This window comes from Polaromonas sp. CG_23.6, assembly GCF_029892315.1.
In the GTDB taxonomy this organism is placed as follows: Bacteria; Pseudomonadota; Gammaproteobacteria; order Burkholderiales; family Burkholderiaceae_C; genus Polaromonas.
On sequence record NZ_JARXUY010000001.1, the window covers coordinates 3,834,148 to 3,858,070 of the forward strand.

General features: G+C 61.9%; 22 protein-coding genes. 6 read left to right on the top strand and 16 right to left on the bottom strand.

Annotated elements, in window-relative coordinates:
• Positions 1–12: 12 nt before the first annotated feature.
• The 6 genes from H4V98_RS18140 to H4V98_RS18165 form a co-directional block, all read right to left on the bottom strand.
• Positions 13–1,170 carry a zinc-ribbon and DUF3426 domain-containing protein gene (locus H4V98_RS18140; protein WP_280757791.1) on the bottom strand — a complete coding sequence of 386 codons (1,158 nt, stop codon included), beginning with the start codon at positions 1,168–1,170 and terminating at the stop codon, positions 13–15.
• A 66-nt stretch (positions 1,171–1,236) separates the two neighbouring features.
• Positions 1,237–2,127 (bottom strand): 50S ribosomal protein L11 methyltransferase, encoded by an 891-nt coding sequence (gene prmA, locus H4V98_RS18145; protein ID WP_280757866.1) that lies wholly within the window; start codon positions 2,125–2,127, stop codon positions 1,237–1,239.
• A gap of 419 nt (positions 2,128–2,546) precedes the next feature.
• Positions 2,547–3,896 carry an acetyl-CoA carboxylase biotin carboxylase subunit gene (gene accC / locus H4V98_RS18150; protein ID WP_196862077.1) on the bottom strand — a complete coding sequence of 450 codons (1,350 nt, stop codon included), beginning with the start codon at positions 3,894–3,896 and terminating at the stop codon, positions 2,547–2,549.
• Positions 3,897–3,969: 73 nt separating this feature from the next.
• Positions 3,970–4,425: an acetyl-CoA carboxylase biotin carboxyl carrier protein gene (gene accB / locus H4V98_RS18155; protein WP_196862076.1), complete on the bottom strand. Its 456-nt coding sequence runs from the start codon at positions 4,423–4,425 to the stop codon at positions 3,970–3,972.
• Between the two features lie 339 nt (positions 4,426–4,764).
• A complete protein-coding gene (locus H4V98_RS18160; RefSeq protein WP_280757792.1) occupies positions 4,765–5,298 on the bottom strand; it encodes a TlpA disulfide reductase family protein in 534 nt (177 codons plus the stop codon).
• A gap of 3 nt (positions 5,299–5,301) precedes the next feature.
• Complete coding sequence (locus H4V98_RS18165) at positions 5,302–5,898, bottom strand: hypothetical protein (protein ID WP_280757793.1); 597 nt, start codon at positions 5,896–5,898, stop codon at positions 5,302–5,304.
• Between the two features lie 232 nt (positions 5,899–6,130).
• Here H4V98_RS18165 and mpl point away from each other — a divergent pair, with 232 nt between their 5' ends.
• Positions 6,131–7,555, top strand: coding sequence for a UDP-N-acetylmuramate:L-alanyl-gamma-D-glutamyl-meso-diaminopimelate ligase (mpl, locus tag H4V98_RS18170; RefSeq protein WP_280757794.1), 1,425 nt, complete (start codon positions 6,131–6,133; stop codon positions 7,553–7,555).
• A gap of 99 nt (positions 7,556–7,654) precedes the next feature.
• On the opposite strand, the gene H4V98_RS18175 is transcribed toward mpl, so the two are convergent.
• The 5 genes from H4V98_RS18175 to rodA form a co-directional block, all read right to left on the bottom strand.
• Positions 7,655–8,815, bottom strand: a complete 1,161-nt coding sequence (locus H4V98_RS18175; RefSeq protein ID WP_280757795.1) for a hypothetical protein — start codon at positions 8,813–8,815, stop codon at positions 7,655–7,657.
• A gap of 249 nt (positions 8,816–9,064) precedes the next feature.
• On the bottom strand, positions 9,065–9,379 hold the full coding sequence (locus H4V98_RS18180; protein ID WP_280757796.1) for a hypothetical protein: 315 nt from the start codon (positions 9,377–9,379) through the stop codon (positions 9,065–9,067).
• Between the two features lie 132 nt (positions 9,380–9,511).
• A complete protein-coding gene (locus H4V98_RS18185; protein WP_196862071.1) occupies positions 9,512–10,633 on the bottom strand; it encodes a 3-deoxy-7-phosphoheptulonate synthase in 1,122 nt (373 codons plus the stop codon).
• Positions 10,634–10,872: 239 nt separating this feature from the next.
• A complete protein-coding gene (gene tldD, locus H4V98_RS18190; protein WP_231374551.1) occupies positions 10,873–12,399 on the bottom strand; it encodes a metalloprotease TldD in 1,527 nt (508 codons plus the stop codon).
• 293 nt (positions 12,400–12,692) lie between these two features.
• Positions 12,693–13,847 (bottom strand): rod shape-determining protein RodA, encoded by a 1,155-nt coding sequence (gene rodA / locus H4V98_RS18195; protein ID WP_196862070.1) that lies wholly within the window; start codon positions 13,845–13,847, stop codon positions 12,693–12,695.
• Positions 13,848–14,036: 189 nt separating this feature from the next.
• Here rodA and H4V98_RS18200 point away from each other — a divergent pair, with 189 nt between their 5' ends.
• The 5 genes from H4V98_RS18200 (at position 14,037) to ruvC (ending at position 19,284) form a co-directional block, all read left to right on the top strand.
• The gene (locus tag H4V98_RS18200) at positions 14,037–14,621 is read left to right on the top strand and encodes a YqiA/YcfP family alpha/beta fold hydrolase (protein WP_196862069.1); all 585 of its coding nucleotides are present in this window, start codon (positions 14,037–14,039) and stop codon (positions 14,619–14,621) included.
• 101 nt (positions 14,622–14,722) lie between these two features.
• Entirely contained in the window at positions 14,723–16,804 is a 2,082-nt protein-coding gene (locus H4V98_RS18205) for an RNB domain-containing ribonuclease (protein WP_196862068.1), read from the top strand.
• A gap of 55 nt (positions 16,805–16,859) precedes the next feature.
• Positions 16,860–17,747 carry a TonB family protein gene (locus tag H4V98_RS18210; RefSeq protein ID WP_196862203.1) on the top strand — a complete coding sequence of 296 codons (888 nt, stop codon included), beginning with the start codon at positions 16,860–16,862 and terminating at the stop codon, positions 17,745–17,747.
• Between the two features lie 156 nt (positions 17,748–17,903).
• Positions 17,904–18,653 carry a transglycosylase domain-containing protein gene (locus tag H4V98_RS18215; RefSeq protein WP_196862067.1) on the top strand — a complete coding sequence of 250 codons (750 nt, stop codon included), beginning with the start codon at positions 17,904–17,906 and terminating at the stop codon, positions 18,651–18,653.
• 82 nt (positions 18,654–18,735) lie between these two features.
• Positions 18,736–19,284 (top strand): crossover junction endodeoxyribonuclease RuvC, encoded by a 549-nt coding sequence (gene ruvC / locus H4V98_RS18220; protein WP_196862066.1) that lies wholly within the window; start codon positions 18,736–18,738, stop codon positions 19,282–19,284.
• A gap of 4 nt (positions 19,285–19,288) precedes the next feature.
• Here ruvC and H4V98_RS18225 read toward each other — a convergent pair whose 3' ends face one another.
• From H4V98_RS18225 to H4V98_RS18245, 5 genes are all read right to left on the bottom strand, one after another.
• Complete coding sequence (locus H4V98_RS18225) at positions 19,289–19,465, bottom strand: hypothetical protein (RefSeq protein WP_196862065.1); 177 nt, start codon at positions 19,463–19,465, stop codon at positions 19,289–19,291.
• A gap of 33 nt (positions 19,466–19,498) precedes the next feature.
• A complete protein-coding gene (gene lpxC / locus H4V98_RS18230; RefSeq protein ID WP_196862064.1) occupies positions 19,499–20,422 on the bottom strand; it encodes a UDP-3-O-acyl-N-acetylglucosamine deacetylase in 924 nt (307 codons plus the stop codon).
• A 151-nt stretch (positions 20,423–20,573) separates the two neighbouring features.
• Positions 20,574–21,752: a cell division protein FtsZ gene (ftsZ, locus tag H4V98_RS18235; protein WP_196862063.1), complete on the bottom strand. Its 1,179-nt coding sequence runs from the start codon at positions 21,750–21,752 to the stop codon at positions 20,574–20,576.
• A gap of 142 nt (positions 21,753–21,894) precedes the next feature.
• On the bottom strand, positions 21,895–23,124 hold the full coding sequence (gene ftsA / locus H4V98_RS18240) for a cell division protein FtsA (protein ID WP_196862062.1): 1,230 nt from the start codon (positions 23,122–23,124) through the stop codon (positions 21,895–21,897).
• 4 nt (positions 23,125–23,128) lie between these two features.
• Positions 23,129–23,920, bottom strand: a complete 792-nt coding sequence (locus H4V98_RS18245; protein WP_196862061.1) for a cell division protein FtsQ/DivIB — start codon at positions 23,918–23,920, stop codon at positions 23,129–23,131.
• Positions 23,921–23,923: the final 3 nt, after the last annotated feature.

Genomic DNA, 23,923 nt, shown 5'->3' on the forward strand with positions numbered 1-23,923 from the left:
TCTCGATTCAGTTCAGGGATAAAAAGCGACGATACGGTAGCTTGCCACCGGCAGCAAACCGGCTTGCGCCGGAGCTGCAGACCCTTGTGCGCCAGTGCCGGCGACTTTCAGGGCCAAAGTGCCAGGCAGCCTCGAGTAGGCAGCGAGCGTGGTGGCCGTGGTCCCAAACTCGCTCGGAATCACCACCCGGCGCACCACGACTTGGTCCTGGCTGTCAGTGAGGGTGACTTCCAGCGCCGGGATTTCAAGCTCCGCATTGCCAGTATTGTTGAAAGTGAAGCTTAGCCTATAGGCATCGGGACCAGTCCGGCTAAAGCTGGAGTTTTCTATAACCAACGCTTCAATGCGCCGCAATGGCAGGACTTCGCAACCCAGGGGACGACACATGGCCTGAAGCCAGGGGGCCAGCAGCGGCGCTTGCGCAGCCAGAAGGTCCTTTTGCCGGACAACCCATTGCAGCATCAATGCCAGTACCAGCACCAGGCAGATCACGCCCAGCACGGTGCGAACCAAGGGCGACTTCCAGAAATCCTTGCGCTGCGCTTCACGCACGAAAGACACGTCGGGAAATGTTTGCGAATCCTGCTGCACTGAAGCAGGCGGGAATTCTGGTCCACCGGGATGCGGTGGCGAGCCAAAGGGCTTGAAACCGAAGCCATCGGCGTTGAATGCCGGTTCATGCCGCTCTTCATTTCCAGCCAGAGGATTGACAGCTCCAGAGCCTGCCGGACTCGCCGGCATGGACGGTTTTTCGCCAGGCAAAGGCATGCAGCCAGAAACATCGCGATGTTCTAGACCGGCAGGCTGCATCAGTGCTGCGTCAGCCGCAGTGCCCGCGAAATCCTCATCCCGTGCAGCTCCAGGCGCGGCCGGATCACCACTTTCGGGACTGGCACCGGGTTCATGTGGCAAGCCAGCCACATGATCGACCTTCGAAAACTGGGGTACTTTGTCAGGCGGCATGGGGGGTTTATTCGCCAAGCCATGCAGGGTGGATGGCAGAGCCTCCATCTGGCTGGTATCGCTTGTACCGCCCACAAGCAGGTGCAGCGATGCTTCAAACACTTCACCGCACTGTCCGCAGCGCACCCAGCCTTGCGCCGACCTGAGCTGGTCGGCAACAAGCCTGAACATCGTGGCGCAGGCGGGACAGCGGGTGATCTGGCTCATCGGGCGTAGTAGATTGAAAAATTCCCGGAGACAACCCGTGCCTGAGGCCGGGTTAGGCCGACAGACTCAAAACTGGGCCGTCATCAAGATCCAGCCTTCCTGCGCATCATGGACTTCAAGCTTGCAATAAGGCAGGTAGGCGGCCTTCAACTCATCCGCCTGACGATCCAGAATACCTGCCAGCACCAGGTTGCCACCGGCCTGGACATGCGCGCAGAGTAACGGCGCCAGCACCCGCAAAGGTGTCGCCAGGATGTTGGCCAGCACTGTCTGATATGCGCCCATGGCCTTGTCGGGCAGACCGGTCTGCAATTGAACGTGATTGGCCTGGGCATTGGCGCGGGTCGATTCCACCGCCGCCTCGTCAATGTCGACGGCATCTATTTCTTTAGCGCCAAACTTGGCAGCACCAATGGCCAGGATGCCGGAGCCACAGCCGTAGTCAAGCACCCGGCCCAGTGATTTACCGGCAGCGCCCTGGCCAGCAATCCAGCGCAGGCACATACGTGTCGTCGGATGCGTTCCGGTGCCAAAGGCCAGGCCCGGGTCGAGCCGGATCACCTGTTTTGCCTGCGCCGGTGGCTCATGCCAGGTCGGCACGATCCAGAATTCGGAGGTGATTTCGACCGGGGTGAACTGCGACTGCGTCAGCCGCACCCAGTCCTGCTCGGGGACGTTCTGGATCGCAACCAACTGGCAGCCAGCAAAAAAATCCTGCATCTGCAAGAGGTTTGCTGCATCGCGGGCAAGTGCCTCGGTGGCAAACAGCGCCACGATGCGCGAGCGTTCCCAGCCCGCCTTGGGCGGCGGCATGCCAGGCTCGCCAAACAGCGCCTGCTCGGCCGGCGTGTGGGCGTCGGCGTCTTCGACCGAAACGCTGAGCGCATCCAGGGCATCCAGCGCGTCGCTGAGGTTTTCCACCTCATCCACAGGCGCCAGCAAAATCATTTCAAACATCATTTATCCAAAACAGTTTGCTTAACCCAAGGCTGCTGGGCTGGCTTTGCCAGACAGCAGACGCACCAGGCCGCTTGGGGAGAAGGAGACACACGCAGTGAACGGCTGTAAGGGCATTCCGCCCCAGCCAGGGCCGCGGGGCTGGCTTTGCCAGACAGCAGACGCACCAGGCCGCTTGGGGAGAAGGAGACACACGCAGTGAACGGCTGTAAGGGCGTTCCGCCCCAGCCAGGGCCGCGGGGCTGGCTTTGCCAGACCGCAGGCGCACCAGGCCGCTTGGGGAGAAGGAGACACACGCAGTGAACGGCTGTAAGGGCATTCCGCCCCAGCCAGGGCCGCGGGGCTGGCTTTGCCAGACCGCAGGCGCAGCGGCCCCCTCGGGGGGCAGGAAGCACACGCAGTGAGCGACCGTGGGGGCTTCATCTCTCGCGCTTCGACAGCCATTCTTCAAGGTAGTGGATGTTGGTGCCGCCGTCCATGAACTTGGCGTCCACCATGAGTTCGCGGTGCAGGGCTATGTTGGTGCTGATGCCTTCCACCACGGTTTCACCCAGGGCAGCGCTCATGCGCGCCAGCGCCTGCTGGCGCGTGTCGGCGTGAACAATGATCTTGCCGATCATTGAGTCGTAGTTGGGCGGCACGAAATAGTTGGAATAAATGTGCGAATCCACACGCACGCCCGGGCCACCCGGCGGGTGCCAGTTGGTGATGCGTCCCGGCGAAGGCGTGAACTTGTACGGGTCTTCGGCGTTGATGCGGCATTCGATGGAATGCCCCCGGATCTGGATGTCGCGCTGGACAAAAGGCAGGCGCTCGCCAGCCGCCACCATGATCTGCGTCTTGACGATGTCGATGCCGGTGATCCATTCAGTGACCGAATGCTCGACCTGGACACGCGTGTTCATCTCGATGAAATAAAACTCGCCATCTTCATAGAGGAACTCGAAAGTGCCCGCGCCACGGTAGCCAAACTTCTTGACCGCCGTTACACAACGCGCGCCGATGCGCTCGATCAGCTTGCGCGGAATGCCGGGTGCCGGGCCTTCCTCGATGACCTTCTGGTGGCGGCGCTGCATGGAGCAGTCACGCTCGCCCAGCCAGACCGCGTTCTTGTACTGGTCGGCCAGAATCTGGATCTCGATATGCCGGGGGTTCTGCAGGAATTTCTCCATGTAGACCTCCGGATTGCCAAAGGCCGCGCCGGCCTCGGCCTTGGTCATCTGCACAGCATTGAGCAGTGCGGCTTCGGTGTGCACCACGCGCATGCCGCGTCCGCCGCCGCCGCCAGCGGCCTTGATGATGACCGGGTAGCCGATCTGCTTGGCAACCCGCTTGATAAAAGCCGGATCAGCCGGCAAGGCGCCTTCGGAACCCGGAACGCAGGGCACCCCGGCTTTCAGCATGGTCTGCTTGGCAGACACCTTGTCGCCCATCAAGCGGATCGATTCGGGCGAAGGGCCTATGAACTTGAAGCCGCTTTTCTCGACACGTTCGGCAAAATCGGCGTTCTCGCTCAGAAAACCATAACCAGGATGGATCGCCTCGGCGTCGGTCACTTCAGCCGCCGAAATGATTGCCGGCATGTTGAGATAGCTCAGTGCCGACGGCGCCGGTCCGATACAAACCGCTTCATCGGCCATCTTGATGTATTTGGCCTCGCGGTCGGCTTCGGAGTAAACCATCACGGCCTTGACGCCGAGTTCACGGCAGGCGCGCTGGATGCGCAGGGCGATCTCGCCGCGGTTGGCGATCAGTATTTTTTTAAACATGCGTCAAAGTACCTGGTCTGGCCGATGGGGCCGGCGATCTAGCCGGTCTGGCGATAAAGGGCAACAGGCCCGATCACTCAATCATGAACAGGGGCTGGCCGTATTCGACGGCCTGGCCGTTTTCAGAAAGGATTTTCGTGATGGTGCCCGACTTGTCGGCTTCAATCTCGTTGAGGATCTTCATGGCCTCGATGATGCAAACCGTATCGCCTTCCTTGACCACACTGCCAATATCTACAAAGGCGTTGGAGCCAGGACTCGACGAGCGGTAAAAGGTGCCGACCATCGGCGACTTGATCGCATAACCAGCCGCTTGCGTCGCCGGGGCATCGGGCGCAGGAGCCTGTGGGGCGACTGATTGAACCTGATGGCTGGGAACCATGTTCATGGCGGGCTGTTGCATCATCATCATCGGAACCCCGCTGGACTTGACGATTCGCACCTTGCCTTCGGCTTCGGTGATTTCAAGTTCGGACACATTGGACTCTGAGACAAGGTCGATCAGGGTTTTGAGTTTTCTTAGATCCATAGATTCTTCCCAACGAAGGTGGAGGCTGGCTTGCGGTCCCTGGACGCGCGGTTTGAATGAAGAAGAAGATGGCGCATTGGGCCGATCTTTACTCTTCCTTCGCTTACTTTCTTTTATTTCGGTTTACCGCACCCATTGGATAACAATTATCAGGCAACCCGGATAAGCCTTGGCGTCGAAAAAATCCAAAGTGTACCTTAAGGTGTATCCGGCAAAGCCAACAGTTTTTGGACACTGGAACAAAAACCGATGCCGTCAAAACCTGCCGACTGGCGAATCCAGCGCCTTGCGCGCTTCAAGTCAAGACCAAATACGTCGAAGCCCAGACTCACGCAGCCATCAGACCAGATGCGTCCACTGCACCAGTTCTTCAGGCGTCACCTTGCCGATCTTGCGATGGAGCAGCGCGCCGGCAGGGCTGAAAACAACGGTAAAGGGCAGGCTGCCCGATGTGTTGCCGAGCGACTTGCTCAACTCGGTTCCGCCCAGACCGGCCATGCCCACCGGAAAATTCAGCGGACGGGTCTGCAGCCAGGTGCGCACCGCGCTGGGCTGGTCCACTGCCAAGCCGACCACCTGAAGGTTTTTGTCCTTGTTTTCCTGGTAGAAAAAGTCCAGCAACGGCAGTTCTTCCACGCAGGGCGGACACCAGGTAGCCCAGAAATTGACCATCAGCAACTTGCCGCGAAAACTGCTCATGGGCAAGGGCTTGCCGTCGGGCGTGTCAAAACTGGCAGCCCAGAAAGCATCGCTCACGGCCTGGGCCGAGGGGCCGCTCAACGCGTGCGGCTGAAATTTCCACCAGGCAGCGCTGGCACCGGCCAAGGCGGCGGCAGCGGCAACGCCGCCATACAGCATGTTTCTGCGATTCACGAATCAAGCTCCTGAAGAAGTGGACAACAATTTTTGCACGGCGGCCAGGTCGCCGCGCGGCGTACGGCCTTTGGCATCGGGTCGCAAGGCGCCACGCAGGTCGTCATGGTCATAGACCATCAAATGAACGCCGATGTTTTCATTCAGCGCCTGGCACAGACTGCTGAGGGAAAGCGCCTCGACGCTGCCGCCGGTAAAGCCAGTCACGGTGCGCGGCTCGTAATCGACGTTGTGCTCGATCAGCGCGATTTCCGCCGATTTCGGATCGTCGCAAAACAGCTGGATATAGATGTCGGACAGCCGGGTCGCGGTGCCGTGCCAGACTGCGCCGGCCAGGTAAGGCCGGAACGTCGCCATGCGCAGCATCCACACCAGCGCCAGCTCGCGCAGCGCAGCCAGTTCGGCTGGCTGGGTGTCAGCGCAAAACAGCGCGATGTATTCGCGCACGGCGTCTTCCATCTCGCCGTTGTCGGGCAAGGCGGTGCGCGCCGGCAAAGCCATCTGCTTGAGCGCGCGGCGTTTGGCCGGGCCGTATTCCAGTCCTTCTTCGACCACCAGCGCGGCGGCGGTGGCGGCAATTTCTGATTTGAGGGTATTCAATTTAAAGGTTGGCTGGCCTGCAGAGCCAAGCGCGAAGGGTCAGGGATTTGAAGGTCAGCCCGAAGGCATTCAAAGCAATTGTGCCTACATTGGGGCCGCGTCAGCGCGCAAAGTTCACAGCATTCTTTATCCGCTATGAAATAAAGAGCTGCTTGCGCATGTCCGGATTGCGCCAGAAGCTTATTTCCCTTAAAAAATAGCGCTCAGAATTAGCCTCCCTAAAATATGGGCGATGCACATACATATTCTGGGAATCTGCGGGACTTTCATGGGCGGCCTGGCCGCGCTGGCGCGCGAGGCGGGGCACAAGGTGACGGGTTGCGACACCGGCGTCTATCCACCCATGAGCGACCAGTTGCGCGGCCTGGGGATCGAGCTGATCGAAGGCTACGGCGCTGACCAGATGGCGCTGGCGCCCGATGTGTACGTGATCGGCAACGTGGTGTCGCGGGCACGCCTGCCGGACGGCAGCCCCAAATATCCGCTGATGGAAGCCATCCTCAACAGCGGCCAGCCCTACACCAGCGGGCCGCAGTGGCTGTCGGGCCATGTGATGCACCATCCGACGCACCACGTCACCGGCCCGCGCCATGTGCTGGCCGTCGCCGGCACGCATGGCAAGACCACGACCACCGCCATGCTGGCCTGGATACTCGAATGCGCCGGCCTGCAGCCGGGATTTCTGATCGGCGGCGTGCCGCTGAACTTTGGCGTGTCGGCACGGCTGGGCACGGGCAATACCTTTGTGATCGAGGCCGATGAATACGACACCGCGTTTTTCGACAAGCGCAGCAAGTTTGTCCACTACCGCCCGCGCACCGCAATTTTGAACAACCTCGAATTCGACCATGCGGATATTTTTGATGACCTGACGGCCATCGAGCGGCAGTTTCATCACCTGGTGCGCACTGTGCCTTCGCAGGGCCGGGTGGTCGTCAATGCCAACGAAGCCAGTCTGCAGCGTGTCCTGGCCCAGGGCTGCTGGAGCGAACAGGTGCCGTTTGGCGGCGTGGCGGACGGCGGCTTCAGCGCGCTGGGCGAGCCTGGCGACTTCGAGGTGCGCAAGTCGGGCATTGCCGTGGCGCGTGTGCAGTGGGACATCAGCGGCATGCACAACCAGTTGAACGCCCTGGCAGCCATCGCGGCGGCCGAGCATGTCGGCGTGATGCCCGAACTTGCCACCGAGGCGCTGGCGTCGTTCCAGAACGTCAAGCGGCGAATGGAAGTGCGCGGCGTGCTGCATCGCGACGGAGGCGACCTCACGGTGTATGACGATTTCGCCCACCACCCGACGGCCATTCACACCACGGTCGATGGCCTGCGCCGCCAGTTGAACAGCGCGGGCAAGGGCGGCGAACGCATCCTGGCGATTTTCGAGCCACGCAGCAACACCATGAAGCTCGGCAGCATGACCGCGCAACTGCCCTGGAGCCTGGAGCAGGCCGACCTGGCGTTCTGCCATGCCGGCGGGCTGGACTGGGATGCGCGACACGCGCTGGCGCCGATGGGCGAACGCGCTCAGGTGGCGGCTAACCTGGCGCAGCTGCTGGCGCAGGTGAAGGCGGCTGCGCGGCCGGGCGACCATTTGCTGTGCATGAGCAATGGCGGCTTTGGCGGCATTCATGCGAAATTGCTGGCCGCGCTGGCGCAGCCTTGACGCTATCTATTGCATAGCTGCCAACGTCCGTCCGTCTTGCGAAAAGCGGCTAAACAATCTGAAATAGCGTAACTTCTGAAGCGCGCAATGCGCAGCCGGTCAGAAATAACCCGCCTCCCGGTTCATCCTGGATTGGTCTTTCAGCCAGCGCTTGAATCCGGCGTCGTCCTGCACCAGCGCAATGTCTTCTTCCATGAAAATCAGTTCGCCCTTCATGTATTTCGCCTCCTGTTCCAGCTTGCGCTGCAACATGGCGGCGGTTGGCGGCTGGTAGAACGTCAGCTCGAACTCGTCCTGAAGGTGCCGTTGCCGGGCAAACAATTCATTTTCCAGCTCGGCAGCCTGCTGCTTGAGCAGCAAACTCATGGCGGCGATGCGTTCCTCGGGTTGCTGCAGCATGCCCTGCATGTCGGCCTGGGCAATGCGCAACTGCAGGTGCAACAAAGCCACTAAATCTTGCCTGGCATAGGCGGCATTGGCTTCGCTCATCAGGGTGGTTTTGCGCTGTTGCTCGGCCGGGTCGCGCTCGCGGTCGGGGTGCAGCGCGCTGGCCAACTGGCGGTAGACCTGGCGCAGCACCGTGTCGGCGTCTTCCTGCTGCTGACCGGCTTTGCGCTGGGCCGGCGTGGGATTTTTCTTTTTTCTTTTGGCCTGCGCCGCCTCGTTTTGCGCCTCTTCGGCCTGCATCGCTTCGTGCAGGCGCTCGCGGCTGGCACGCATCACCGCTTCAAGCGGGTCCAGCGATTCATCCTGCGTCTGCATGTCCAGCGGCACGCCCAGCGCTTGCTCCATCATGGAACGCATCATTGCGGCCTGCTCTTCTTCCTTCTGGTGCAGGGTGCGCGCGCTGTGCTGGTCGTGCAGCGCGGCCATGGCCTCATCGCCAAAGGCCGCCAGCGTTTCGCACAGCTCGCACAGGATGTTCAGGCCGTAGCGCTTCTGGGTCGGCGTCACGCCCTTGCGCTGCAGCCGCTCGTCCAGTGCCAGCGCCATGCGCCGCATCAGCGCCCGGTGCGCTTCGCGCAACGGCTCCAGCGTGCGGTGATAACGCGGGCGAAAGGCATCGGCCAGCGTCTTGATTTCGGTGACCTGGCCTTCGAGCTTGTCGATTTTTGCCAGCAGGCGGTTAAAGCGCAGCTGCGCGGCGGACAGGCGCGGCCCACCCTTGCCGCTGTCGAGGCGCAAGGCGGTGCTGGCTGTTTCGGCAGGCACGGCTTCAGCTGACAGATCGATTTTGGAGGGAGTCTTGGATTTTTTCATGCATGGTCGTCGGCAATAGGAGCCAGTGAAGAAGGCGGTCCTGCATCGGACAGCGTGCAATTCGCTGGCATTCTCGCCGTGGAGAGGCAGCGTGACGTGATCCCGCCACTATGGCAGCAGGCAAGGCAATAACCGTACCCACTCCGCTAGTTTTATGTACTTTAGGGTTTTTGCGCAATGCACGACTATATAAGCAGCTATTTTTTCAATAGCAAAATTTTGTCCGTCGGCTTGCGCTTTAAACCCAACTCAATAGCTGATGCTCAGGGCCGTCACGTCGATGTTCACCATCGGCCGGCCCAGCGCCGTGGTGGCGGCGCAGGCAAAGGCCTGCGCCCATTCGGCGTCTGCAAACCTTGCTGGACCGGCGGCCTCGGCGACGACCACGACCTTGTCGGCGGTCAGCAGCTTGCCGGTGGGCCGCAGCGGCTCGCAGCCCATCTGGGTGAACTGCTCGTCGAGCCAGCGGCGGGCCGCCTCGGGGGGCATGGGCTCCAGTTGGTCATGCAATTCAATCTGAACTGGGGGCTGGTTCTTGAAGATGACAGTGACTTCGCTGCGCATGGGGTTTCCTCTGGTAGTGATAACAAATCCGGCGCCAGCTCCAGCGTCGCGTCTGTCGCGGTCACTGAAATGTGCAAGCGCCCGGCCAGTGCCCGCCAGCCCGGCCATTGGCAGGCTGGCGGATGTGCCGCATCATTTTGCCCGACGCGCCTCGACAGCGTTTGACAAAGTTGCCAGCATGTCCAGCGAATCGTTCCAGCCCAGGCAGGCATCGGTGATGCTGCGGCCGTATTCGAGCGATTTGGCGTTGTCCTTGCCGGCGGTGAACTTTTGCGCGCCGGCCACCAAGTGGCTTTCGACCATCAGGCCGAACACCTGGCGTGAGCCGCCGGCAACCTGGGCGGCAATCTCGCGTGCCACATCCATTTGCTTTTCGTGCTGTTTGGAGCTGTTGGCATGGCTGCAATCAACCATCAGCGTCGCTGGCAGTTTGGCCGCTTCAAGGTCCTTGCAGGCGGCGGCCACGCTGGCGGCGTCGTAGTTGGGCGCCTTGCCGCCGCGCAAAATGACGTGGCAGTCCTGGTTGCCGTTGGTCTGCACAATCGCTACCTGGCCGTTTTTGTGGACCGACAGGAAGTGGTGGCCGCGCGCCGAGGCCTGGATGGCGTCGGTGGCGATGCGGATGTTGCCGTCGGTGCCGTTCTTGAAGCCAATCGGCGCCGACAGGCCGGACGCCAGTTCGCGGTGCACCTGGCTTTCGGTGGTGCGTGCGCCAATCGCGCCCCAGGAGATCAGGTCGCCAATGTACTGCGGAGAAATCACGTCGAGAAATTCGCTGCCTGCCGGTACTTCCAGGCGGTTGATGTCGATCAGCAACTGGCGGGCAATGCGCAGGCCTTCGTCGATGCGAAAGCTTTCGTCCAGGTAAGGATCGTTGATCAGCCCTTTCCAGCCTACCGTGGTGCGCGGTTTCTCGAAGTACACGCGCATCACGATTTCCAGCGTGCCAGCGTATTTCTTGCGCTGCTCGGCCAGCCGGCGGGCGTAGTCGAGAGCGGCCATCGGGTCGTGAATCGAGCACGGGCCAATCACCACCAGCAACCGGTCGTCGGTGCCGGCAATGATGTTGTGGATGCTCTGGCGCGTCTGGGTGATCAGGGATTCGGCCGCCGTGCCAGCAATCGGGAAAAAACGGATGAGGTGTTCGGGAGGGGGTAGCACGGTGATGTCCTTGATGCGTTTGTCGTCGGTCTCGCTGGTTTTTTCGACATTCGCATACCAGCTGGCGCTGGCGGGGTTGGCGTTGGCATTCATCACGGGCTTCCTTTTTTCAAAATTTCAAAACGGATTCGGGCTGTTTCAGGGGATTGGCAAATCGGGACGGGCAAAAAAAAAACCGCCGGGGCCCGGCGGTTTTTGGAGATTCGCTGCATTTTCTGCTGCTTACGCGAAAGTCTCTCTACCGCCGGAGGCGCTTGAGAACCAAAAGTAAGCAAAAGAAAATTTCACGGAATTCATCTGATTAAATGTAGCACAGCTTGAATAAATACCGCTTACGCGGTGCCGCCCACGGTCAGGCCGTCGATGCGCAAGGTCGGCTGGCCGACGCCGACCGGCACGCTCTGGCCTTCCTTTCCGCAGGTGCCGACGCCGCTGTCGAGCTTCATGTCGTTACCGATCATGGTGACGCGGGTCAACGCGTCGGGGCCGTTGCCGACAATCGTTGCGCCCTTGACCGGGTAGAGGATCTTGCCGTTTTCAACCCAGAATGCTTCGCTGGCCGAGAACACAAACTTGCCCGAGGTGATGTCCACCTGGCCACCGGCAAAGTTGCTGGCGTACAGGCCTTTCTTGATGCTGGCGATGATTTCTTCAGGCGCCTTGTCGCCGCCCAGCATGTAGGTGTTTGTCATGCGCGGCATCGGCACATGGGCGTAGCTTTCGCGCCGGCCATTGCCGGTGGGCTTGACGTTCATCAGGCGCGCATTCATCGAGTCCTGGATGTAGCCCTTCAAGATGCCGTCCTCGATCAGCACGTTGCGCTGGCTGACATTGCCCTCGTCATCGACGTTGAGCGAACCACGACGGTCGGCAATCGTGCCATCGTCCAGCACCGTCACGCCTTTGGCAGCCACGCGCTGGCCGATACGGCCCGAAAACGCGCTGGAGCCCTTGCGGTTGAAGTCGCCTTCCAGGCCGTGGCCGATGGCTTCGTGCAGCAGGATGCCAGGCCAGCCCGAACCGAGCACCACGGTCATCTGGCCGGCCGGCGCGGGGCGCGCCTCCAGGTTGGTCAGCGCCGCGTTCACGGCGGCATCGACATACTCGCCGATTTGCGTGTCGTCGAAATAGGCCAGGCCAAAACGGCCGCCGCCGCCGCCCGAGCCGACTTCGCGCCGGCCCTTTTGCTCGGCGATCACCGTCACGCTCAGGCGCACCAGCGGGCGCACATCGGCGGCCAGCGTGCCGTCGGCGCGCGCCACCATCACCACGTCGTATTCACTGGCCAGCCCGGCCATCACCTGGACGATGCGCGGGTCTTTGGCCTTGGCGAGTTTTTCAACCTTGCCCAGCAGTTCGACCTTGGCGGTGCTGTCCAGCGTGGCAATCGGGTCCAGGTCGCGGTAGAGCGAGCGGCTGGTGGCAACCTTGCGCGCTGGCGTCTTGACGCGGCCGGATTGGGAAGCAGCCGAAATGCTGCGCACCGTGCGCGCTGCATCTAACAGCGACGCTTCAGAAATGTCGTCGGAATAGGCAAAGGCGGTTTTCTCGCCACTCACGGCGCGAACACCGACGCCCTGGTCGATGTTGAAGGAACCGGTCTTGACGATGCCCTCTTCCAAGCTCCAGCCTTCGCTGCGCGTGTACTGGAAGTAAAGGTCTGCATCGTCCACGCCATAGGACGTGATTTCACCCAGCGCCCGGCTCAGCGCAGCTTCGTCCAGGCCGAAAGGCGTCAGCAGCAGTTTTTGGGCAATCGCCAACCGCTCCGACGTGGAGTCCTTGCTAGGCCGGGCCGGAGGACGCCCGGAGACATTGGTTTGGCGAACAGAGGAAGCGGCGGAGTTGAGTGAAATCATCCAATCATTGTAGGCAGTGTGACCCGCCAGTGTTGTTCATAGGGATGATGGCTGGAAGGCAGGCAAAGCAACAAGCGTAAGGGAGTGGCGTTCCCTACCAGCCAGGGCCGCGGGACTGGCTTTGCCAGACCGCAGGCGCCGCGGCCCCCTCGGGAGGCTCCGCGGTGCACAAAGCAACAAGCGTTGAAGCGCTAATCCCTATCAGCCAGGGCCGCGGGACTGGCTTTGCCAGACCGCAGGCGTAGCGGCCCCCTCGGGGGGCAGCGCAGTACGCGAAGCGACAAGCGTGGGGGCTACGTCTGAACCAGGCGCCTGGCCTTGGCAATCGACATCAGCATGCCCAGCGCCAGCCCCAGCGTCACCATCGCCGTGCCGCCATAGCTGATGAACGGCAGCGGCACGCCCACCACCGGCAAAATGCCGCTGACCATGCCCATGTTGACGAAGGCGTAGGTGAAGAAAATCATTGTCAGCGCGCCCGCCAGCAGCCGTGAAAACAGCGTGGGCGCGTTCATCGCAATCGCCAGACCGCGAAAAATCAGGAACAGGAAACCCGCGATCAGAAGCAGGTTGCCAATCAGCCCGAACTCTTCGGAATAAGCCGCAAAAATAAAATCGGTGGTGCGCTCGGGGATGAACTCCAGATGCGTCTGCGTGCCGGCCATGAAACCCTTGCCGAACATGCCGCCTGAGCCAATCGCGATCATGCCCTGAATGATGTGAAAACCCTTGCCCAACGGGTCGCGCGACGGGTCAAGCAAGGTGCAGATGCGCTGCTGCTGGTAATCGTGCAGCACCGGCCAGCGCATGCCATCGGCGCACAGTTGCGGCTCATACCAGACAATCAGCGAAATGCCGATGATGCCCAGCAGCACGGGCGGGGCAATCAGTTTCCAGCTCAGGCCGGCAAAAAAGATCACCGCCAGGCCGGCGGCCAGCACCAGGAGCGAGGTGCCCAGGTCGGGCTGCTTCATGATCAGTCCCACCGGCACGGCCAGCAGCACCAGGCCGACGGCGAAGTCGAGCGGGCGCAACTGCCCTTCGCGCTTCTGGAACCACCAGGCCAGCATCAGCGGCACGGCAATCTTCAAAATCTCGCTGGGCTGGATCACCACGCCGACATTCAGCCAGCGCTTGGCGCCCTTCTTGGTGATGCCAAACACCAGCACCGCCACCAGCAGCGTCACACCGAGGAGGTACAGCGGCACAGCGAAAATCATCAGCTTTTGCGGTGGCACCTGCGCCACCACGAACATGATGGCACCGGCTATCAGCATATTGCGGCCATGGTCGGCAAAGCGGGTGCCGTGGTCATAGCCCGCCGAATACATGATCACCAGGCCGGCGCAGGCGAGCAGGAACACAGCAAAGGCAAGCAGGCCGTCAAAACCCTGCACCAGGGGCAAAGATCGTTTGAAGAGGGAAGGTTGGTCAAAAACGGCGGACATGGCCGCGATTATCGGTGAGCCGGCAAGCGGCCTGGAAGCCAAAGGACATGGGCGCCGGGGCTGCAACACTACAAAAATAATAGCTGAATATGCTCATCCTGCTTGCGCAAACGGCTTCTTTTATGTTAAATCCAGCAGATACCGCACCGCAACATCCTGCACCTGCAGTCAGGCGTTTACCATTGATCCATGCCCATCACCCACCTGCTTTACCTGCACGGCTTTCGTTCCTCGCCCCAATCGGTCAAGGCCCAAAAAATGGCCGCAGTGATGGCCAACCGCTACCCGACGGTGCACTGGTGGTGCCCGCAACTGCCGCCCTCACCGCAGGACGCCATGGCGATGCTCGAAAAAGGCGTGGCAGACTGGCCGGCCGCATCGATGGCGGTCATCGGTTCGTCGCTGGGCGGCTTCTATGCGACAACAGTGGCCGAGCGCCATGGCTGCAAGGCGGTGCTGCTGAACCCGGCAGTCGATCCGGCGCGTGACTTGGCCCACTACATCGGCGAGCAGACCACTTGGCAAAACCCCGACGAGCATTTTTTCTTTGAAGCGCACTTTGTCGATGAACTGCGTGCGCTGCAGCCTGGGCCGCTGAAAAGCCCGCAGCACTACCTGGCCCTCATCGCCAAGGGCGATGAAGTGCTGGACTGGCGCGAGATGGCGGTGCGCTATGCGGGCGCCCAACTGCGCTTGCTTGAAGGCGGCGACCATGCGCTGAGCGACTTCGATGTCCATTTGCCCGCCATCCTGAACTTCCTGGACCTGACCTGAAGCCAGCACCCGTTGGTTTGGGGCCAGGCGCTGCCTGATTACACTAGCAGGCTGTCCCGCAAGGGCCGTGACCCCGCACCCCCAGGCCAAAGGATTTCGTTGTGTTTGTATTGTTTGAAGAAACCGGCAAGTTCCTGGCCGGCCGGATTTTGTCGGAAGCGGACACCTCGCTGCAGGTCGAGCTGGACTCGGGCAAGCGCGTCAAGGTCAAGGCGGCAAATGCGCTGCTGAAGTTTGAAAAACCCGCACCGGCCGAGTTCATTGCCGCCGGCCAGCGCCTGGTTGAAGAAATCGACCTGGACCTGGCCTGGGAATTTGCCAGCGACGAGGAATTCGGCTTTGCCGAACTGGCGCGCGACTATTTCAGCGCCGACGCGTCCAAGCCGGCGTCGGCCGAGCAGCAGGCCGCCGCCCTGTTTCGCCTGTATGACGCACCGCATTACTTCCGCCGCGCCGGCAAGGGCCGCTTCAAAAAAGCGCCGCCCGAAATCCTGCAACAGGCGCTGGCCGCCATCGAGAAGAAAAAGCAGATCACCGCGCAAATCGCCAGCTGGGCAGAGGAACTGGGCCAGGGCCAGTGTCCGGCGCCAATCCGCGAGCAACTCTACAAAATCCTCTTCAAGCCCGACAAGAACAGCGCCGAATACAAGGCGGTGGTCGATGCCTCGCGCGCCACGCATACCGCGCCGCTCGACCTGCTGCAAAAAGCCGGCGCCATTGCGTCGCCCTACCAGTTCCACTGGAAGCGCTTTTTGTTCGAGAACTTCCCCAAAGGCACGCGCTTTGCGGAACTGCAGGCGCCGCCTGTCAAGGACGAGCTGCCACTGGCCGACGTGCGCGCGTTTTCCATCGACGACTCCAGCACCACCGAGATCGACGATGCGCTGTCTGTTCAAGGTATGGGCAGCGGCACGGTCACGCTGGGCGTTCACATTGCAGCGCCCGGCTTGGCGGTGCTGCCGGGCAGCCCGATCGATGCCGTGGGCCGCGCACGCATGTCCACCGTGTACATGCCGGGCTACAAGCTGACCATGCTGCCCGACGAGATCGTGCAGGCCTACACACTGCAGGAAGGCCGCAACTGCCCTGCCCTGTCGCTCTACATCACGATGGACGAAACTACGCTGGACATCACTTCCAGCGTGACCCGGCTGGAGCAAGTGCCCATCGTCAGCAACCTGCGCCACGACGCGCTCGACAACGTTTTCAACGAAGCGTTCTTTGAAGCGGCGCAACTGACCTCGCCGGTCGATGTGCCATGGGGCGTGGAAATGACCTTTTTGCACCGCCTGGCACGGCACCTGAAAGGCCAGCGTGAGATCGCTCGCGGCAAGCCCGAGAACTTCAACCGGCCCGACTACAACTTCAAGCTCGACAACCCGACAGGCGGCGAGCCGCAGGGCGACGAGGCGGTCAGCATCGGCACGCGCCAGCGCGGCGCACCGCTCGATTTGATCGTCGCCGAGGCCATGATCCTGGCCAACAGCACCTGGGGCCAGTGGCTGGCCGAGCATGGCGTTCCGGGCATTTACCGCAGCCAGGCCAGCATGGCGCCCGGCGTGAAGGTGCGCATGGGCACCAAGGCGCTGCCGCATGCCGGCCTCGGCGTGAAAAGCTATGCCTGGAGCACCTCGCCGCTGCGCCGCTACACCGACCTGGTGAACCAGTGGCAGATCATTGCCGTCACCAAACACGGCCGCAGCGCTGCGCTGGTCGCACCCTTCAAGCCCAAGGATGCCGATTTGTTCTCGGTGATTTCGTGCTTTGACGCGGCCTACAGCGCCTACAACGGCTTCCAGTCGGGCATCGAACGCTACTGGACGCTGAAATACCTGCAGCAAAACGGCATCACCGAACTGACAGCCACCAGCTTCAAGGACAACCTGGTGCGTGCCGACGATCTCCCGCTGGTGCTGGCCGCCCTGGGTGCGCAAGGCCTGCCGCGCGGCGCCCGGGTGCGCATCAGGCTCGGCGCGATTGACGAGATCACGCTGGACGTTGCGGGCACGGTCATTGAACGGCTTGACACGGTTGCCGAGGCTTCGGCCGAAGCGCAGCACAGCGACGCTGGCGAAGACGCAGAAGATGGCGAAGATGAAATCGCCGCCGGACCGATTTCGATTGCTGTTGACATGGACGAAGCACCAGCAGATGCCGAGCCGGCTCCCGCTGCGGCCGCCTGAAGCCGCCCAGATGTCCAGCGCGCCACCGATGACCGGCACCTGGCAGCGCGCCTTCATGCAGAAACCTGACCGACGGCTGGGGAAATTCAGATCGCCCAGCACTTTGCAGGTGGCGCTGGGTATTTCGCTGGCCGCGCACGCTGCGCTGCTGGCCGTGCGGATTGTCGATCCGGAACGCTTCAACCGCGTGTTCCAGGACACGCCGCTTGAAGTCATTCTGGTCAATGCCAAGTCGAGCGACACGCCCGAGGCGAACGCCAAAGCCATTGCGCAAGCGTCGCTGGCGGGCGGCGGCATGCTTGACAGCGGCCGGCCAACGTCGCCGCTGCCGCCTTCGGTGGTGGAAAAAAACGGCGACGCGCAGGAAGACGCAAATGAACAGCGCCAGGTTCGCTCGCTCAAGGAACAGCAAAAAGATTTGCTGCTGCAGACACGCAATGAACTGGCTGCGCTGCCACCGCCCGACTTGAGCGTGCCGTCCAGCCTGCGTGCACAAACCGAGCAGGAAGAAAAGCGCCGGCAACTGGTCAAGCTGCTCGCTGAAATTGAAAAAAGCATCAATGAAGACGGCGCACAGCCGTCCCGCCGCTACATCAGCCCTTCGACCCGCGAGGCGGTTTATGCGGTCTATTACGACGCCATGCGCCGGAAAATCGAGAAAAAGGGCACGCTGAACTTTCCGCAGCGGGCGGGGAAAAAACTCTATGGCGAGTTGACCATGACAATGACGGTCAATGCCGACGGCCAGGTGCTGACGACCGAGGTGGTGCAAAGTTCGGGCAACCCGACGCTCGACCGCTGGGCGCAAAGCCTGGTGCAGGGCAGCGGGCCTTTCGAGCCGTTCAGCGAAGCCATGCGCGGCAAGGCCGACCAGATCGTGGTGGTATCAAGCTTCAATTTCGGGCGTGATGACAGCCTGGAAACAAAGCTGACGGATCGCTAAGCCTGGGTACATCGCCTGCATTGAAAAATATTCGCATGAAAAAGACACCCCCTTGACCCGCAATCCCGCAAGCGCAGCGCATGGCCCGGCGCCGGACAACCCAGTGGAAGACGGCAGAGTCACACCTGCCCACGCCGGCAAGCCGGTATGGTGGGCATGAAGGCCTTTGGTCGCTTGCTGCTCCTGGCCTTGCTGGCAGGCCTGGCGCTGCAGCTGTATTTTGCGGGGCGCATTGCGCTGATGCGATTTGTCGACCCGGAATCGACCGCCTTCCAGCGTTCTGAAGCGTGGAATGTGGCCCGCAACACCGGCACGCTTGCATGGCGCCAGCAGTGGGTGCCGTACGAACAAATCTCAAGCCACCTCAAGCGCGCCATCATTGCCTCGGAAGACGCCAGTTTTGTGCTTCACGAGGGCCTCGACATGGACGCGCTGGAAAAGGCCTGGGAGAAAAACGCCCAGGCTGAGGAACGTGCCGCGCAAGCCCTCAGCCGACAAGCGCAGGGCAAGTCGAACGCACCGCTGGCCAAGCCACCCAAAATCGTCGGTGGCTCGACCATCACCCAGCAACTCGCCAAGAACCTGTTCCTGTCAGGCGAACGCACGCTGCTGCGTAAGGGACAGGAGTTGCTGCTGACGCTGATGCTCGAAGCGCTGCTGAGCAAGCAGCGCATTCTGGAGATTTACCTGAACAACGTCGAATGGGGCGAAGGCGTTTTTGGCGCCGAAGCCGCTGCCCAGCACTATTACCGCAAGTCGGCCGCACGCCTGAGCGCCATCGAATCGGCCCGGCTGGCGGTGATGCTGCCCCGGCCGAAGTATTTTGAAACCCACACCGGCTCGGGCTACCTGGCCTCGCGCGCCCGGACCATTGCAGCGCGCATGGGCGGGGTAGAACTGCCATGAGCGCCTGCTTTTCATATTTTACGAGTCATTTCTTGCCTTTGCGCAATACCAGCCTGCATAAGCAGCTACTTTAATCATAGCAATGCATATATTGGGAATCGATCCGGGTTTGTTGATCACGGGCTTTGGCGTGGTGGACATGGACGGCCCGCACCTGCGCTACATCGCCAGCGGCACCATCAAGACCGCGCACCTGGACAAAAAGGACTTGCCGGGCCGGCTGAAGGTGCTGTTCGACGGCGTTCGCGAGGTGGTGCAGCGCTATCAGCCCGAATCCGCGTCGGTCGAGATTGTGTTTGTGAACGTCAACCCGCAGGCCACGCTGCTGCTGGGCCAGGCACGCGGCGCATGCATCACGGCGCTGGTGTCAAGCGACCTGCCGGTGGCCGAATACACCGCGCTGCAGATGAAAAAGGCCGTCGCCGGCTACGGCAAGGCCGGCAAGGCGGAAGTCCAGGAAATGGTCATGCGCCTCTTGAAGCTGCCGTCGCTGCCGGGCAAGGATGCCGCCGACGCCCTGGGGCTGGCCATCACGCATGCGCATGTGGGTGCGGCAATGGCGCGGCTGGCGCAGGCCAGTGAAGCCAGCGGCAAGATGGGCGGCCATTACCGCGCCGGACGCAGCCGCTGACCGGCTAACCGACCCGATCCATGATAAGCACCGCAAAAAATCCGAAAGCGGCAACAAGGGTCCATTTCAGGATGTTCAGCCCCTGACGCCGAAACCGCACTTGTGAGGTGATGGCGTACAGCACAAATGACACGGCAGAAGCCAGCAGCGCCAGCAAAATCATCAAACGGAACACCACCATGATCAGGCTTCCTGCCGTTCGCGCGACACGGCCTTACCAGGCCCGCGCCAGGGTGGCAAAACCCTTGGGTGCGCTTTTTTCGTCGTCAAACGTGACGATTTCATAGGCTTCAGGCTGCGCCAGCAACTCGCGCAGCAGCTTGTTGTTCATGGCATGGCCCGAGCGAAAAGCGCTGTAGGCGGCCAGCAGCGGCTTGCCCAGCAAGTACAGGTCACCCATGGCGTCGAGGATCTTGTGCTTGACGAATTCGTCGTTGTAGCGTAGCCCTTCGCTGTTCAAAACCTTGTAGTCGTCCATGACGATGGCATTGTCGAGCCCACCCCCCAGCGCCAGGCCGTTGGCCCGCATCATCTCGACATCCTTGGTGAAACCGAAGGTGCGCGCGCGGGCAATGTCGCGGCTGTAGGCGCCGCTGCCCATGTCGAACTCGACGCGCTGACCGGTCGAATCGACAGCCGGGTGGTCAAAGTCGATCTCGAAGCTCAGTTTGTAGCCTTCATAGGGACTCAGCCGCGCCCATTTCACATTTGGACCCTCGCCTTCGCGGACCTCGACCGGCTTGAGGATGCGCACGAAGCGCTTGGGCGCCGGCTGCAAGGCAATGCCGGCGGATTGCAGCAGGAATACAAACGACGACGCCGAGCCGTCCAGGATCGGCACCTCCTCGGCAGTGATGTCGATGACCAGGTTGTCAATGCCCAGCCCGGCGCAGGCCGACATCAGGTGCTCGACCGTCAGCACCTTGGCGCTACCGCTGGAAATAGTCGACGCCAGCCGGGTGTCGGTGACGGCTTCGGGCGAGATGGCGATGTCCACCGGTTGCGGCAGGTCAACACGCCGGAACACGATGCCGCTGTCGGGTGGTGCCGGCCGCAGGGTCAACTCGACCCGCTGGCCGCTGTGCAGCCCGACGCCGACCGCCCGGGTCAGTGATTTGAGGGTTCTTTGAGCGAGCATGTCTTATTTTAAATTGCCAGGCACGCAGCGCCATGGCGGAGCCCGTCAAGCCCACACGGCATGCTGGCGTGCAGCAGGCATGGCACGCCATAAAGCAGGCCATGCGGTGCCGGCCTGTCGCCGTGGCAGGCCGGTACAGTTACAGGCAGGATCAGTCTGCCTGACGGCGCAAGAAGGCAGGAATCTCGAAGTCGTCCATGCCCCCAGATGCCAGCGCATCGACTTTGGCCGCCGCCTGTGTGCGGTTGGTGCGCCACACGCTGGGAACGGCCATGTTGCCGTAGTCGGGCTGCTTCAGACCCTGCGGGCCGCCCGCATTCTGGCCGGCACCACGCAGCACCTGCAACGGCGCAACATTGCTGCGCACTTCCTGGCGGCTCAGGCCGGTCGCCACCACGGTGACGCGGATGTCATCACCCAGCTCGTCGTCGTAGGCAGTGCCGTAGATGACATGCGCATCGGGCGAAGCGTAGGCGCGCACGGTGTTCATGGCCAGCTTGGACTCGTTCAGCTTGAGCGAGCCCTTGGCGGCCGAAATCAGCACCAGCACGCCCTTGGCGCCCGACAGGTCGATGCCTTCGAGCAGTGGGCAGGCCACGGCCTGCTCGGCAGCGATGCGGGCGCGGTCGGGGCCGTTGGCCCGGGCCGTTCCCATCATCGCCTTGCCGGGCTCGCCCATCACGGTGCGCACATCCTCGAAGTCGACGTTGACGTGGCCGGGAACATTGATGATCTCGGCAATGCCACCAACAGCGTTTTTCAGCACGTCGTTGGCATGCGCAAAGGCTTCGTCCTGCGTCACGTCGTCGCCCAGCACTTCAAGCAGCTTTTCATTCAGCACGACAATCAGCGAATCGACATTGGCCTCCAGCTCGGCCAGGCCGAGGTCGGCATTGGTCATGCGCCGGCCCCCCTCGAAGTCGAAGGGCTTGGTCACGACGCCGACCGTCAGAATGCCCATTTCTTTGGCCACGCGGGCGATCACGGGCGCTGCACCCGTGCCAGTGCCGCCGCCCATGCCAGCGGTGATGAACAGCATGTGCGCACCGCTGATGGCATCGCGGATGTCGTCCACGGCGAGTTCGGCGGCTTCGCGGCCTTTTTCAGGCTTGCTGCCGGCGCCAAGTCCGCTGGCGCCCAGCTGGATGTTCTTGTGCGCGGTGCCGCGGTTAAGCGCTTGCGCGTCGGTGTTGGCGCAGATGAATTCAACGCCCTGCACGCCGCACTGGATCATGTGGCCGACGGCATTGCCGCCACCGCCGCCGACGCCAATCACCTTGATCTGCGTGCCTTGGTTAAATTCAGTGATTTCAATCATTTCGATACTCATGGGGAGCCTCCTGTTGGGGTAAATAAGGTGGGTGAATACATGTCAAATTTTTTGCGAAACATGGCGGGTCAGGCCGGTGGATCAGCGCCTCCCGAATGGGTTCGGCGCCAGGGACGGCCGAAAAATCTGGACAGACGGGTCATCAAAAATTCCCCACAAACCAGTCTTTGACGCGGCCAAAGGCGCTGTGCACGCTGCCGGCCTTTTGCGACACCTTGAAGCCGCGCATGCGCGCCAGCCGGGCTTCTTCGAGCAGCCCCATGACGGTCGCGGCACGGGTCTGGGCGACCATGTCGGACAAAGCACCGGAATAGCGCGGCAGACCGCGCCGTACCGGCTTGAGGAAAATATCTTCGCCCAGCTCGATCATGCCGGGCATCATGGCGCTGCCGCCGGTGATGACAATGCCCGAGGACAGCACTTCCTCGTAGCCTGACTCGCGGATCGCCTGCTGGACCAGCAGGTAGATTTCCTCGACGCGCGGCTCGATCACGCCGGCGAGCGCTTGCTTGCTGAGCATGCGCGAGGCGCGGTCGCCCAGGCCGGGCACCTCGACCTGGGTATCGGGGTCGGCAAGCAACTGCTTGGCGCAGCCGTTTTCCACCTTGATGTCCTCGGCGTCCTTGGTTGGCGTGCGCAGTGCCATGGCGATGTCGCTGGTGATCAGGTCGCCGCCAATCGGAATCACGGCGGTGTGCCGTATGGCGCCGCCGGTGAAGATGGCGACGTCGGTGGTGCCCGCGCCAATGTCGACCATGGCCACGCCCAGTTCCTGCTCGTCCTGCGTCAGCACCGACAGGCTGGACGCCAGCGGATTGAGCATCAACTGGTCGACGTCAAGGCCGCAGCGCCGCACGCATTTGATGATGTTCTCGGCAGCGCTTTGTGCGCCCGTCACGATGTGGACCTTGGCCTCCAGGCGCAGACCGCTCATGCCGATGGGCTCGCGCACATCCTGGCCGTCGATCACGAATTCCTGCGGCTCGACCAGCAGCAGGCGCTGGTCGGTGGAGATGTTGATGGCCTTGGCGGTTTCAATCACCCGGGTGACATCGGCCTGGGTCACTTCCTTGTCCTTCACGGCCACCATGCCGCTGGAATTGATGCCGCGGATGTGGCTGCCGGTGATGCCGGTGAAGACCCGGCCAATCTTGCAGTCGGCCATAAGTTCGGCCTCTTTCAATGCCTGCTGGATGCTGTGCACGGTGGCGTCGATGTTGACCACCACGCCGCGCTTGAGTCCCTGGCTGGCGGCAATGCCCAGACCGGCCAGCTTGAGCTGGCCGCCGGGCATGACCTCGGCCACCACGACCATGATCTTGCTCGTTCCGATGTCCAGCCCCACCACCAGATCTTTATATTCTTTGGCCATTCATTTACCTTTTCTTTTTCTTGTCGTCTTTGTCAGCGATCTCGCCGGTGGTGACGCCCCTGAGCTTGAGCGCATAGCCGGTGGGATAGCGCAGGTCGGCAGACTCCACGTCGCGTCCGAAGCGCGACGACACCTGCGTCACGGTGTCGACGAAGCGCCGGGCACGCGCCTGGACTTCAGCCCGCGAACCGTGGCCGAGTTCGATCACCGCGCCACTGTCAAGCTGCGCGCGCCAGCTTCCCAGATCATTCAACTGCAACTGCTCCAGCACCGCATCCATCTCTTCAAACAACGGAAGCATTTCGTGGTAAGCCTGCAGCACCTGCGGCGCTTGGCCCTTGGGGCCGATCAGCAGCGGCAATTCTTCGTTTTCGACATCGCCGGGATTGGCGTCAAACACCTCGCCCAGGTTGTTGAGCAACCTGGCATCGCCCTCGGGTCCCCAGTAGGCAACGGCCTTGTGCTCAATCAGGACCACTTTCAGGCGGTTCGGGAATTCGCGCTGCACCACGGCCCGGCGAACCCAGGGCACGGATTCGAAAGCAGCGCGCGTGGATTCCAGGTCCACTGTCAGGAAGTTGCCGACCAGTTTGGGCGCCACATTGGCGCGCAGGGTGACGGCATTGTTGTGCGTCAAGTCGCCACCGACACGTATGGCGCTGAGGTTGAAGGCGGGCTGGCGTGCCAGCCAAGCCATGCCCAAGGCCAGCACCATGGCGCCGAACATCAAACCCAGAAGCACCGACACGGTGTTCATGAGCCTGACGTCTGGTGGCAGGGCGGCTGGCAGTGGCATGGT

Bases quoted from the DNA above. Each gene is read 5' to 3' on its own strand.
- H4V98_RS18245 (WP_196862061.1), bottom strand. From the start codon at position 23,920: ATGCCACTGCCAGCCGCCCTGCCACCAGACGTCAGGCTCATGAACACC.
- rodA (WP_196862070.1), bottom strand. From the start codon at position 13,847: ATGTCCGCCGTTTTTGACCAACCTTCCCTCTTCAAACGATCTTTGCCC.
- tldD (WP_231374551.1), bottom strand. From the start codon at position 12,399: ATGATTTCACTCAACTCCGCCGCTTCCTCTGTTCGCCAAACCAATGTC.
- H4V98_RS18200 (WP_196862069.1), top strand. From the start codon at position 14,037: ATGCCCATCACCCACCTGCTTTACCTGCACGGCTTTCGTTCCTCGCCC.
- H4V98_RS18225 (WP_196862065.1), bottom strand. From the start codon at position 19,465: ATGGTGGTGTTCCGTTTGATGATTTTGCTGGCGCTGCTGGCTTCTGCC.
- accC (WP_196862077.1), bottom strand. From the start codon at position 3,896: ATGTTTAAAAAAATACTGATCGCCAACCGCGGCGAGATCGCCCTGCGC.
- ruvC (WP_196862066.1), top strand. From the start codon at position 18,736: ATGCATATATTGGGAATCGATCCGGGTTTGTTGATCACGGGCTTTGGC.
- prmA (WP_280757866.1), bottom strand. From the start codon at position 2,127: ATGTTTGAAATGATTTTGCTGGCGCCTGTGGATGAGGTGGAAAACCTC.
- ftsZ (WP_196862063.1), bottom strand. From the start codon at position 21,752: ATGAGTATCGAAATGATTGAAATCACTGAATTTAACCAAGGCACGCAG.
- H4V98_RS18180 (WP_280757796.1), bottom strand. From the start codon at position 9,379: ATGCGCAGCGAAGTCACTGTCATCTTCAAGAACCAGCCCCCAGTTCAG.
- H4V98_RS18185 (WP_196862071.1), bottom strand. From the start codon at position 10,633: ATGAATGCCAACGCCAACCCCGCCAGCGCCAGCTGGTATGCGAATGTC.
- accB (WP_196862076.1), bottom strand. From the start codon at position 4,425: ATGGATCTAAGAAAACTCAAAACCCTGATCGACCTTGTCTCAGAGTCC.
- H4V98_RS18140 (WP_280757791.1), bottom strand. From the start codon at position 1,170: ATGAGCCAGATCACCCGCTGTCCCGCCTGCGCCACGATGTTCAGGCTT.
- mpl (WP_280757794.1), top strand. From the start codon at position 6,131: ATGCACATACATATTCTGGGAATCTGCGGGACTTTCATGGGCGGCCTG.
- lpxC (WP_196862064.1), bottom strand. From the start codon at position 20,422: ATGCTCGCTCAAAGAACCCTCAAATCACTGACCCGGGCGGTCGGCGTC.
- H4V98_RS18175 (WP_280757795.1), bottom strand. From the start codon at position 8,815: ATGAAAAAATCCAAGACTCCCTCCAAAATCGATCTGTCAGCTGAAGCC.
- H4V98_RS18215 (WP_196862067.1), top strand. From the start codon at position 17,904: ATGAAGGCCTTTGGTCGCTTGCTGCTCCTGGCCTTGCTGGCAGGCCTG.
- H4V98_RS18210 (WP_196862203.1), top strand. From the start codon at position 16,860: ATGCAGAAACCTGACCGACGGCTGGGGAAATTCAGATCGCCCAGCACT.
- ftsA (WP_196862062.1), bottom strand. From the start codon at position 23,124: ATGGCCAAAGAATATAAAGATCTGGTGGTGGGGCTGGACATCGGAACG.